General features: G+C 49.2%; 13 protein-coding genes and 1 pseudogene. 6 read left to right on the top strand and 8 right to left on the bottom strand.

From position 1 onward, the window contains the following. Positions 1–3 precede the first annotated feature (3 nt). A complete protein-coding gene (locus tag MKQ70_RS29365; protein ID WP_248077716.1) occupies positions 4–363 on the bottom strand; it encodes an efflux RND transporter periplasmic adaptor subunit in 360 nt (119 codons plus the stop codon). A gap of 354 nt (positions 364–717) precedes the next feature. Here MKQ70_RS29365 and MKQ70_RS29360 point away from each other — a divergent pair, with 354 nt between their 5' ends. The 6 genes and pseudogenes from MKQ70_RS29360 (at position 718) to MKQ70_RS29335 (ending at position 6,650) form a co-directional block, all read left to right on the top strand. Next, positions 718–2,286 (top strand): sigma-54-dependent transcriptional regulator, encoded by a 1,569-nt coding sequence (locus MKQ70_RS29360; RefSeq protein ID WP_248077714.1) that lies wholly within the window; start codon positions 718–720, stop codon positions 2,284–2,286. 62 nt (positions 2,287–2,348) lie between these two features. Beyond that, positions 2,349–3,053, top strand: a complete 705-nt coding sequence (locus MKQ70_RS29355) for a sensor histidine kinase (RefSeq protein ID WP_248077712.1) — start codon at positions 2,349–2,351, stop codon at positions 3,051–3,053. Continuing rightward, a pseudogene (locus tag MKQ70_RS29350) lies at positions 3,023–3,408 on the top strand (sensor histidine kinase). The gene MKQ70_RS29355 and the pseudogene MKQ70_RS29350 overlap by 31 nt, the downstream one beginning before the upstream one ends. A 54-nt stretch (positions 3,409–3,462) precedes the next feature. Further along, the gene (locus tag MKQ70_RS29345; RefSeq protein ID WP_248077704.1) at positions 3,463–4,116 is read left to right on the top strand and encodes a lysoplasmalogenase; all 654 of its coding nucleotides are present in this window, start codon (positions 3,463–3,465) and stop codon (positions 4,114–4,116) included. A 115-nt stretch (positions 4,117–4,231) separates the two neighbouring features. After that, positions 4,232–5,767 (top strand): L-aspartate oxidase, encoded by a 1,536-nt coding sequence (gene nadB / locus MKQ70_RS29340; RefSeq protein ID WP_248081735.1) that lies wholly within the window; start codon positions 4,232–4,234, stop codon positions 5,765–5,767. Between the two features lie 10 nt (positions 5,768–5,777). After that, a complete protein-coding gene (locus MKQ70_RS29335; protein WP_248077702.1) occupies positions 5,778–6,650 on the top strand; it encodes a lysophospholipid acyltransferase family protein in 873 nt (290 codons plus the stop codon). Between the two features lie 286 nt (positions 6,651–6,936). Here the strand turns inward: MKQ70_RS29335 and MKQ70_RS29330 are convergent, their stop codons facing one another. The 7 genes from MKQ70_RS29330 to MKQ70_RS29300 form a co-directional block, all read right to left on the bottom strand. After that, positions 6,937–7,320: a LysM peptidoglycan-binding domain-containing protein gene (locus tag MKQ70_RS29330; RefSeq protein WP_248077700.1), complete on the bottom strand. Its 384-nt coding sequence runs from the start codon at positions 7,318–7,320 to the stop codon at positions 6,937–6,939. A gap of 26 nt (positions 7,321–7,346) precedes the next feature. Further along, complete coding sequence (locus tag MKQ70_RS29325) at positions 7,347–7,835, bottom strand: BON domain-containing protein (RefSeq protein ID WP_248077699.1); 489 nt, start codon at positions 7,833–7,835, stop codon at positions 7,347–7,349. Positions 7,836–8,046: 211 nt separating this feature from the next. Beyond that, entirely contained in the window at positions 8,047–9,369 is a 1,323-nt protein-coding gene (locus MKQ70_RS29320) for an MBL fold metallo-hydrolase (RefSeq protein WP_248077698.1), read from the bottom strand. A gap of 279 nt (positions 9,370–9,648) precedes the next feature. Continuing rightward, positions 9,649–10,008: an ArsR/SmtB family transcription factor gene (locus MKQ70_RS29315; protein ID WP_248077696.1), complete on the bottom strand. Its 360-nt coding sequence runs from the start codon at positions 10,006–10,008 to the stop codon at positions 9,649–9,651. A 209-nt stretch (positions 10,009–10,217) separates the two neighbouring features. Beyond that, positions 10,218–10,904, bottom strand: a complete 687-nt coding sequence (gene tsaB / locus MKQ70_RS29310) for a tRNA (adenosine(37)-N6)-threonylcarbamoyltransferase complex dimerization subunit type 1 TsaB (protein ID WP_248077693.1) — start codon at positions 10,902–10,904, stop codon at positions 10,218–10,220. Further along, positions 10,888–11,520, bottom strand: coding sequence for a 3-hydroxyacyl-CoA dehydrogenase family protein (locus MKQ70_RS29305; RefSeq protein WP_248077691.1), 633 nt, complete (start codon positions 11,518–11,520; stop codon positions 10,888–10,890). The genes tsaB and MKQ70_RS29305 overlap by 17 nt, the downstream gene beginning before the upstream one ends. 79 nt (positions 11,521–11,599) lie before the next feature. Next, on the bottom strand, positions 11,600–11,980 hold the full coding sequence (locus tag MKQ70_RS29300) for a RidA family protein (protein WP_248077690.1): 381 nt from the start codon (positions 11,978–11,980) through the stop codon (positions 11,600–11,602). Positions 11,981–12,069: the final 89 nt, after the last annotated feature.

The raw sequence follows: 12,069 nt of genomic DNA, 5'->3' as shown, positions 1-12,069 counted from the left end.
GTTTTATCCGGGGGTGAAGCGATCCTGTTTCAACCGGAGACGCGTGTTTTGCAATTCATTGATCAGGCGGTACATTTCCGTTTCACGGTTTACGAACTCCATCATCAGGCGCTGGTTGTCCAGGCGCAGGATAGAGTCGCCCTTTTTCACGCTGCTGCCGCCTTCAAGGTACTTCTGCATCACGTACCCGCCTTCAATGGCATCGAGGCGAATGGTTTTGAGCGGTTGTACAGTGGCGGTTACCACGATATATACATCAAACGTACCTTTGGTTACGGTTGACACGGTGATTTTTTCCTTTTCTACATTGAGCCTGGAACGGTGATCGGCAAAAATCAGCTGGTAGGCCAGCAGGCACACCACCAGGTACCGCCGCCGATCATGAGGATGCGCTTTTTGTTCCAGAACTTCTTTTCTATTTTTCGATCCATCGATTAAATGTGTTTGCACCCAGGAGTAGCCAATCCATATGCCAAAGAGCCATTTCCTTTACCATGGCTGATTTCAGCAAAATCAGCAAGATAAAAACGTCCTGTGGCGGACAAGCGGTGTTCGTTTCCGGACAGTTGGCCATGGCTGCGGGAAGCGGCCCAAGAAAAACGTGTAACGCGTCAAATCTTTATTTATCTTGCTTTACAGGCTGCTCACCGGGTCCGGCGGCCTGTCGACCTTAATAAAGGAACATTGTTTGCGGTTCCCTCCTCAACCTAAAATGATATGACAACTATTCAGCAAGGAAAAATACTGATTGTAGACGATGATACGGATGTATTACGCGCCGCACGGCTACTGTTAAAGCGCCATTTTTCTCAGGTAGACTTTGAGAAGAACCCGCAGAAGATCCCGTACTTCGTTACCAACTTCGATTATGATGTGATTTTGCTGGATATGAACTTCACCCGCGATTCCAGCAGTGGCAAAGAGGGATTTGAGTGGCTGGACCGCATACTGGATATTAACCCGAAGGCTTCGGTCGTATTGTTTACGGCCTATGGCGATGTAGAAATGGCTGTTCGCGCCATTAAAGCCGGGGCGGTAGACTTTGTACTCAAACCCTGGGAAAACGAAAAGCTGCTAGCGACCATCCAGAAGGCTTTTGATAACCGCCAGGCAGGCAATGCCGACAAAACACCGGCGCCTGCCGCCAGCAACAACCTTATCAGCGTAAGCAAAGTGATGCAGGATATCCTGGACACGGCTGCACGCGTGGCCGAAACCGACGCTAATGTGCTGATCCTTGGCGAAAATGGTACCGGTAAAGATGTATTGGCCCGGCACATCCATCAATTATCCTTAAGGAAAGATAAAGCATTTGTAAGCGTTGACCTCGGCGCGCTCAGCGAGTCGCTGTTCGAAAGCGAGTTATTCGGGCATAGCAAAGGCGCCTTTACCGATGCGCGCGACGACCGGCAGGGCCGTTTCGAGGAAGCTAATGGCGGCACTATTTTCCTGGACGAGATCGGGAACATTACCCTTCCCCTCCAGGCCAAACTGCTGACCGTACTGCAAAACCGCTCGGTGACCCGCGTGGGCAGCAATAAAAACACTGCCGTTAACGTACGGCTGATCTGCGCCACCAACCGCAATATTGCACAAATGGCGCAACAGTATTTGTTTCGGCAGGATTTGTTGTACCGCATCAACACTATCGAAATACAACTGCCGGCGCTGCGCGAGCGTACGGAAGATATTGTACCCCTGGCCGAGTACTTCCTCGGCATGTACCGGAAAAAATACAACCGTCCCGTAGCCTTCCTGCACGATTCGCTCGTGCAGCAAATGGAACAATACGAGTGGCCGGGCAACATCCGCGAGTTGCAGCATGCCATTGAACGGGCGGTGATATTGTCGCAGGGCAAAACGCTGATGCCGAAAGATGTGTTCATGAAGAACAACGCCGCCAACGGCAATGAGAAACTCAACACCGGCTACAACCTGGAGGAAATGGAGCAGAACATGATTAACCAGGCGCTGAAAAAGTGTAATGGTAATATCACCGAAGCTGCCAGGGAACTGGGATTGAAAGCAGGGCGGCCCTGTACCGCCGCATGGAAAAATATAACATCTGATAGTGAACAGGTTCAGTTTAAATATTCTGCTCCGCATCGCGGGGTTATCGATCAACGTTGCGCTGGCCGTGTGGTTCGGCTTGCAGCACATGTACTTCCTGGCGGGTTGTATGTTGCCGCTGCTGGCCTTACAGATTTATGGCCTGTACTATTATTTGAACCGCGTGAACCGGAAGCTTACCCTGTTCCCGGAATCGATCCGGTACGAGGATTTTAGCATTCGCTTTAGCGCGGATAATAAGCTGGGCAGGAGCTTCAGTGCGCTGAACCACCAGTTTAATGAAGTACTGGAAGCCTTTCGGCAAACACGGGCAGAAAGAGGCCAGCCTCAAATACATCGATACTATCATTCAACACATCAGTGTCGGTATTCTTTCTTTTGATAATGACGGGAAAATAGAATTGATTAACCCGGCCGCTTTCCGTTTGTTGGGAATTTACCGCCTGCGGTACATCGATGAACTGAAACATACGCATCCCGAATTGCCGGAACTGATGATGTACCTGGAAGCCGGACATAAAAGTCTGTTCGCCACCCAAAATGGCCAGCAGCTGTCGATCAACGCCGCCAGCGTGCGTTTACAGGGGCGCCTGGTGAAGTTGATTTCGATCCAGAACATCCACGCCGAGCTGCAAAGAAAGGAGCTGGAAGCCTGGCAGAACCTGACTAAAATTCTGCGTCACGAAATCATGAACTCCATTACACCGATCGTTTCGCTGATCGGCACGATGACCGATATCGTGGATTATGATATTACGCCGCTTGCAGAACCCGGTCACGAAGCGGTAACAGATTTAAAGGAGGCGCTGCAAACCGTGGAAAGCCGGAGCAAGGGCATTATGAACTTCGTGAATGCTTATCGCGATTACACCACGCTGCCTGAACCACAATTCACCCAGGTCAGCTTAAAAACGCTCATTAATTCGGTGAGCAACCTGCTCCAATCCGATATATGCGTGCGGCCGGCATCACCTACCAGGTGAATGTTGCCCCGGAAAATATTGAAATACACGCCGACGCCACCCAGCTGCAGATGGTGCTCATCAACCTGGTAAAAAATGCGATGGATGCTTTGGAGCATACCGACAAACCACTGATCCAGGTAAAAGGCTACATCAGCAACATGCAACAGGTGTGTATTGAAATTGCGGATAATGGTCCCGGTATTGAGCCAGAGGCGCTCGACCGCATCTTTATCCCGTTCTTTACCACCAAGAAAAAGGCTCGGGCATCGGCTTAAGTCTTTCGCAACAAATCATACAAATGCACGGTGGCCAGCTCAAGGTCGTAAGTCCGGCTGCAAATGGTACAACTTTTTATGTGTTGTTAAATAGTTAAATAGTCAGTAAGTTGCAGCATTCGACTATTCTCTATGAGAAAAAAATCTGGGGAATGTTGTATTTCACCGCGCTGGGCATGGATGTGCTGGCCATTGCAATGCAACTACCTTTTCCACGTTACTTTACCAAACCGTTGCTCATGGTGCTGCTGGCTTTACACTACTGGTCAGAAGCGATCAATATTCAGCAACCGGTGCGGAACCTGATTTTCGCGGCACTCATCTTCTCCTGGTGGGGCGACGTTTTGCTGATGTTCGAGCATAACAGCAATCTCTTTTTTATTGGCGGACTTACGAGCTTTCTGATGGCGCACATTGCCTACATCCTGTTCTTTGCGCAGGTAGAGCATACGGAGCGTTTTGTGCGGCCCCGGCATATCGCCTGGACCTGCTTCGCCATCGTGTATGCGATGGGGTTATTGTACCTGCTGTACCCCAATATGGCGGGGCTGCGGATACCGGTATTTATTTACGCCGGGGTGCTCACTGCCATGATGCTCTCCGCTATTTATGCCTTTGCGTTCAAGAACTCGCTGGCCGCCTTCCTGTGCATTTTAGGGGCCATATTATTCGTACTGTCGGACACGCTGCTGGCCGTACGGAAATTTTATTCGCCCAACGAAGTGGCGGGTATCGGGGTGATGATTACGTACGGCGTGGCGCAATGGTGTTTGGTAGAAGGCTCATTGAAACAGATGAAAAGCTAGTTTTTTACCTGCGGGAACAATATTTGCCTTCTCTGCCGTAATTTTGGAGGCATATGCAAAAACAGACTTTCTTGTAGTAGGCTCAGGCATAGCAGGCTTAACGTATGCTTTGAAAGTGGCGGAGCGTTGCCCGGATAAAAAGGTGACCATCATCACCAAGACCCGGGAAGACGAGACCAATACCAAATATGCCCAGGGCGGCGTGGCCGTGGTGAACGACCTGGAGAACGATAGTTTTGAAAAGCATATAGATGATACCCTCATTGCGGGCGATGGACTATGCAACGAAAAGATAGTCGAGATCGTGGTAAAAGAGGGCCCGGAGCGGGTGAACGAGCTGATTGAATGGGGCGCCAACTTCGATCGCAACCCCAATGGTGATTTTTCTCTGGGGAAAGAAGGCGGGCACTCCGAGTTCCGCGTGATCCACCACAAAGACGTTACCGGTAAAGAAATGGAACGCGCCCTCCTGGCCGCTATCCGTACCCGGCCCAACATCGAAATTATTACGCATTGTTTTGTGGTAGACCTCATCACCCAGCACCACCTGGGCTACCTGGTTACCAAATCCACCCTTGATATCGAATGCTTCGGCGTGTATGTGCTGAATCTTCAGACCAACCGCATTGAAAAGATACTAAGCCGCATTACCCTGCTGGCCACCGGCGGCAACGGACAGGTGTACCGCACCACTACCAACCCTGTTATTGCTACGGGCGATGGCGTAGCCATGTTGTATCGTGCGAAAGGCCGTATCGAGAACATGGAGTTTATCCAGTTCCACCCTACTGCCCTGTTCCAGCCAGGTGTAAACCCCTCGTTCCTGATTACCGAGGCTGTGCGTGGCGATGGAGGCATTTTGCGGAATAAGAACGGGGAAGACTTCATGCACAAATACGATAAACGCCTGTCCCTCGCCCCGCGCGATATTGTGGCCCGTGCTATCGACAGTGAGATGAAAATCACCGGTACCGAACATGTATACCTCGATTGCCGGCATATGGATATCGGGAAGTTCATTCATCACTTCCCCAACATTTATGAAAAATGTAAATCAATAGGGATAGACGTAACAAAAGATATGATTCCCGTAGCACCGGCGGCCCACTATAGCTGCGGCGGCATTAAAACAGACGAATGGGGGCACACGTCCATCCGCCACCTGTTTGCCAGCGGCGAATGTGCCAGCACGGGCCTTCATGGCGCCAACCGCCTGGCCTCTAACAGTCTGCTCGAAGCCATGGTGTTCGCGCACCGCAGTTTCCTGAAAGCCGTGGAAGAAATAGATGGCGTAACCATCCGCGAAGATGTACCCGATTGGGATGCCAGCGGTACGACCGCCCCAAAAGAGATGATCCTCATTACCCAAAGCCTGAAGGAATTAAAACAGGTAATGAGCGATTACGTCGGCATTGTACGTACCAACACCCGTATCCAGCGGGCACTGAAACGCCCGGACATATTGCACGAAGAAACAGAAGACCTGTACGAGAAAACGGCCGTATCGCCGCAGCTTTGCGAGCTGCGCAACCTTATTACCGTGGGGTACCTCATCGTTAAAAGCGCTGCCTTCCGCAAAGAAAGCAGGGGCCTGCACTTCAATACCGACTATCCATTCAAATGTGAACTGGTGCAGAATATAATTTTATAAAACGTGTAGCATGTATTATTTGATGATGTTGGTATTATACAGCATTTCGCTGTTGCCTTTCCCGGTGCTGTACCTGCTGAGCGACTTTCTTTACCTGGTTATGTATTATGTAGTTGGTTACCGGAAGAAGACCGTGTTCGAGAACCTGCGTAAATCATTTCCTGAAAAACCGGAAGCGGAAATTACCAGCCTGGCCCGTAAATATTATCACAACCTCACCGATATGATGGTAGAAACCATCAAGCTGCTCAGCATCAGCAAAGCGCAGCTGGATAAGCGTTTCACCTGCAATTACGAATTGCTGAACGAACTCCATAAAACCGGCAGAAGCTGCCAGTTGCACCTCGGTCATCAGTTTAACTGGGAGTGGGCCAACCTGGGTTGTATACAGAATGTAACGTACCCGTTCCCGGTGGTGTATATGCCGCTTACCTCCAAACCGATGGACAGGCTGTTCCGCCGGTTCCGTGAACGTGCGGGCAGCATCCTTATCAATGCGCGGAACATCCGCGAAGAAATGGAGCCATGGAAGGAAAAAAATTACCTGATTGCCCCGGTGGCCGATCAAAACCCGGGCAAACGCCGCCGCGCCTTCTGGTTCGATTTCCTGCACCAGAAAACACTATTCTATAAAGGCCCGGAAATGTCGGCCCGCCGTTCGGATATACCGGTTGTTTTTGCAGACATCCGCAAAGTGAAACGCGGTTACTACCATGCCAACCTGGAACTGGCTTTTGAAGAACCTGCCAAAACGCAGGAGGGTGAAATCACCGCTGCGTTTGTGAAGTTCCCGGAACAGCAGATTAAAGAACAACCGGAAACCTGGGTTTGGACGCATCGGCGGTGGAAACATAAATGGATTGCAGGGGAGACGGAGGTGTAAAACCCGCTAAAATATCATCAATAAAAAATTTCGTATCTGCCATCCCGGGCCCCTGTTACCTTTTTACAACCCGCCACCAGTAAGCATTCCTGTACAGAAGGTATATGGATCCTATAAGGTTCCTATATCCCCCTTCAGCACCACAAAGAGTTTCAGGGCACGAGCATATAGGATCCATAGAGGATCCATAGAGACTCGATACAGGATGAAAAGTGGGATATTAATACTATATAAACAAACCAGCCCCGCGTAATACGCGGGGCTGGTTGCTATTAAAGATGCATTCTCAAACAGTCGGTATCTTCAGCTTTTGACCAGGATGGATCATGTTAGGGTCCTTGATCTGGTCTTTATTTGCTTCAAATATGTCTTTCCACGACACGCCCGGGTAATTCTTAGCGATTTTACTCAGGTTGTCGCCGGATTTCACTTCGTATTCCACTGTAGCGGCAGCGGCGCCTTCGGCCAGACTAATGTTCAGCACGATGTCTGAAGCCCGGTATTCGGGATCCAGCTTTTCAAAAGCATGCCATACTTGATCTTTAGCGGCCAAGCTGGGCGCAGTGCCGGTTACATACAGCACGCCCTCCTGCTCGGTGGCTTGTAAATTCGCCACTCCCGCGCTGTTAGCGGCGAGAATCACGTCTGCGTACTTATCTTTTAATGCCATGGGATTACATTTACAGGATTACCGGATTATTTTTTTACAGTCAGCTTGTTGATTACCTTTTTAGGCTTTGACTGGTCCGCAGCCTGACGAGCCTTTTTAAGATCGTCTTTCGATACTTCGCCGGTAAGTGTTACTTCGCCGTTCATTACCGATACGGTTACACCGCTTACACCGGAAGCTGCAATAGAAGAATCGATACTCATTCTTATCTTATCGTCCGCGCTAATTTCAACGGGAGGAGGAGGCATCACCGGGGCGGGTGTTACCATGATGTTGTTGGAAACGGATTTTACACCTTTTACAGATTTAGCGGCTTCTTCCGCAGCAGTTTTGGTGGCATCGTCGGCTACTTCACCGCTTAGCGTTACCACACCTTTCTGCACATCGGCAGTAGTAGTCGGGGCAGTAGAAGCCAGTTTGTCGGTTACTTCCTGTTTAATTTTGGTGTCATTCGGCCCGCAGGCAGCCAGACCTAAAGTAAGAAGGCAGGCAAATAAGAAAAGTCTGTTTTTCATGATGGTAGAAATTTTATCACTTAGAAAAACAAATCACGCGCCAGACGGTTCACTTTTTTAGATTTAAATAATTGTTGCGCAGAAGTATATGGAATATAAAATAATTAATATATTTGCTATATAAGAAAGATTGATATACGTATCTGATTCATGAGCATGCAATAAAAAAGCCGGGCAATTAGTTTGCCCGGCTCTGTCTTAGTATGAAAACTTAGTTCAGTACGTTCTTCTCCTGTACGGTTTCTATGCCTTTCGTTTCCTTCAGCTTACCATAACCGCCCGCTACATTACGCAGGTTGTGTATGCCTTCCCGTTTCATCAAAGAACAGGCTATTACGCTTCGGTAACCGCCTGCGCAATGTACATACAGGTTGTGAGTGTCTTCAAAATCCGCCAGGTTACCAGGGTCGGTCATATCGCTCAACGTAAGGTTGATGGCCGCTTTCAGGTGACCGTCCGCATATTCTGCGGGTTTGCGTACATCCACTACCACGAGGTTATTATCGTGGGGAATATCCATGGCTAACTCATCCGGATCAACGGTAATGATCATATCGATGCGCTCACCGGCTGCCTGCCAGGCTTCAAATCCACCGGCAAGGAAACCCTCTACTTTGTCCAGGCCAACACGGGCGAGACGAATAATCGTTTCTTCTTCTTTGCCTGCCTCAGTTACCAGTACCATTGGCTCATCGAATGGTAACAGGCTGCCCGACCACTCTGCAAAACGACCTTCCAGGCCGATGCTGATAGAGCCGGGTACAAATCCTTCGGTGAACGTATTGGCATGACGCGTATCCGGGATAACGGCGCCTTCTTTTACTTTCTTTTTGAAATCGGGGATAGATAAGGCAACGTTGGCTTTCTCCATTACATTGTTAAGCGCATCGTACCCCTCTTTGTTGATCTTTGCGTTGATGGGGAAGTACTGTGGCGGTGCGGCAAGCCCGCTCGTGAGCTCCTCTACGAAAGCGGCTTTATCTTCCGCCTTCAGTGCATAGTTGGTACTCTTTTCTTCACCGATGGTGCTATGGGTATTGGGTCCCAGGTTTTTACCACACGCCGAACCCGGGCCGTGCGCAGGGTATACGATCACGTTATCAGCCAGAGTCTTGATCTTATTTTGCAGGGAGTCGAACAGCATTTCGGCCAGGTCTTCCTTCTGCAGGTTGCCGCTGAACAGGTCGGGACGGCCAACATCGCCTACGAACAGCGTATCGCCGGTAAACACGGCATGATCTGCGCCTGCTTCATCTTTCAGCAGATAACAGGTAGATTCCAGTGTGTGACCGGGTGTGTGTAAGGCTGTGATGCTGATCTTACCTATCTGGAAAACTTCTCCGTCGGCTGCTTTGTGGAAGTCGAAACCCGCTACCGTATCAGGACCGTAAACGATCGGGGCCTTAGTGGCAGTGGCGAGGTCGAGGTGACCGGATACGAAATCGGCGTGGAAGTGTGTCTCAAAAATGTATTTAATGGTAGCATTACGTTCTTTCGCCAGTTCCGTAAACTTCGATGTCGCGTAATGGGTCAATTACGGCAGCTACACCGTCAGACTCAATAAAATAAGCTGCTTCTGACAGGCAGTTCGTATATAACTGCTTAATGAACATGGTTTTTGATTTTCACAAAGTTAATAAATCTAAGCCGAAGGGTTGGGCTTCGGGGAGCATGAAGTTACGATTAATAACTAATGGAAGATATGGGTATTATTGATGGGCTTATCGGTTCGTAAAAAGCCAAAAAGGCCTTCTCACCTGCGTGAGAAAGCCTTCAATATGTTTGGCGCCGCAAAGCGGACTTGAAAAAGATATTAGCCTACCAGCTCTTCAACAAACTTCGCTACTTCAGCAATACGTTGTTTGTTGATGGTGTAGTGGATAAACTTGCCATCACGCTCTGTGATAACGATTCCGGCCCTTCTGAGGATAGCCAGGTGCTGTGAAGCAACAGACTGCTCGAGGCGTAATTTAACGTAAATCTCAGTCACGGTCATGCGTTTATGGTCTTCCAACAGTTTGATCATCTGCTGGCGCAGCTTATGGTTGATGGCTCTCAGTACCATTGCTGCCTTTTTAACGGCAATGTAATCCAATTTGATCTGATCTTTTTCATTGTTACCCCTAGAAATAATAAGAGTATTAGAAGAGGTAGTTAATAATGTTTTTTCCATCGCAAAATAATTTTTAAATAATAATGAAATGACAGGGATCAACGGACAGTAATAACGCGACTGTTAGAAAACAATCTCGGGTATCGATTATTAGACAAAATTATAATATTACTCACAATAAAAAAAAAATTTCTATACCTTCTTTTTTAATATATAAGCCCGATTAGATGCCAAAATCGTATGATTTGACAATTCTATGACAGACCGGCTTAGTACTTATTTGCTTCCCGGATGGAAGAAGGCTTTGAGGTACCTGGGGGCAAAATAAGCGACGTTTTCGAACTTATTCTGAATGAAGGCTTTATCTGCGAGTGGGGCCATATCTGCGGCGGAAATCTCGTATGGGGGAATTTTGCATTTTGCGCACCGGCTACCATTGGTTGCCACTTGGCGGCGCCATCACCAAAAAATAATATATCGCCAGAAGTTGTGATCCAGTTTTGATAAGATTGTTCGTCGAGCACAAGCGCCTGGGGTACCAGCAATGGCGTAATAGATGCATCATATACAGCGGTGAACACTTCCATTCTGCGCGCATCGATCATAGGGCAGTACAAGGCATCTTTATTGCCGGTAGCGTTGATCATGCCATTGGCCATCAGTTCAAGCGTTCCAATAGCAATAAGGGGTTTTTTCCACGCATAGCAAAGGCCCTTTGCGGTGGCTGCTCCCACACGTAAACCCGTATACGAACCTGGACCGGCGCTTACCGCAATCGCATCCAGCTGCGCGGAAGTGATACCGGCAGTCTGCAATACTTCCCGGACAAATAAAGGTAATCGGGCGGCATGGTCCCGTTGTTCGGCATTCCGGATGGTATGCAATACTTCGCCATCTTTTGCGAGGCAAACGGAGCCAATGCTGGTTGCGGTATCTATATTAAGTATCAGCGCCACTATTTTCACTGTTGGCTGCGAGCGCCTCCTTGTGCCGGAGATATTCGGCGCGCAGCAGTTCACTAATCTTGTATCGTTCGTTGCCGGTTTCGGCATGCACGGCCTGCAACAGTTCGTATACCTGCTGCACACCTATTTTTTCGCACCACTCGAACGGCCCCCAGGGATAATTGGTCCCCAGTTTCATAGAGGTATTAATATCTGCACGGGAAGCGACCTGTTGTTCCACGGCATAGTATGCCTCGTTAATGATCATGCTTACTACGCGCGGGGTCACCATGCCCACCTGGTCGCCCACCACTTCGAACTGCCAGCCGAGTGGCTGCAGCAAGGCAGGCAGTATGGCCTGCTGTTCGGGAAACGCCAGTGTTACTTCTTTTACTTTCATGTGCATGAAACCCGGCAGCAGATTAATGCCAATGATGTTGGACGATGTTTGTCCCGCAGCGCGCAGTGTTTTCCACGAGCTTTTCGGCATGTTCGCCAAAACAGTGAGCCAGGGCATCGTGCGGTAAACACCTGCCCGTTCGGGGAAGTCATCGAATGTAAGGTCGATCACCAGCCGGTATTGCTGCCAGTCGGCCCTTACTTCAGAAAGCATTGCTGCCCACTCCATGCCCTCCGCTCCTGCTTCCTGCTTCCACTGTTCCCAACGCCATGCATCACCAATAACCGTGGATGTTCATGCGCAACAGTTATTTTACAGCGATCATAGCAATTTCTACGTTTACACCTTTAGGTAAACCGGCCACCTGCACGGTTTCGCGGGCGGGATAGTTGCCATCCAGGTAAGATCCGTACACTTCGTTGATCTTGCCAAAGTCGTTCATGTCCATGATAAAAATAGTGCTCTTCACCACGTCGCCGAAGCTGTAACCTGCTTCGGTCAGGATAGCCTGCAGGTTTTTCATCACCAGGTGCGTTTCTTCCGTCACATCCCCCTTCTTCACTTCGTTCGTAGCCGGATCAATGGCCACCTGGCCGGAAATATAAAGCGTATTGCCTGCTTTTACCGCCTGGTTGTAAGGACCAATAGGAGCCGGCGCCTTGTCTGTCTTAATGATCTGTTTTTCCATGACGCAAAAATAACATGTTCAGCGCGGCTTTCCATCATTTTCGACAGTTACTGCACGAAACTGCGGTATGCCACAGGCCGATAACTTAT

Origin of the sequence: Chitinophaga sedimenti (assembly GCF_023156195.1) — a bacterium.
Classification (GTDB): domain Bacteria; phylum Bacteroidota; class Bacteroidia; order Chitinophagales; family Chitinophagaceae; genus Chitinophaga; species Chitinophaga sedimenti.
The sequence above is the reverse complement of the archived record's forward strand: the minus strand, read 5'-3'. Positions and strand labels throughout refer to the sequence as shown.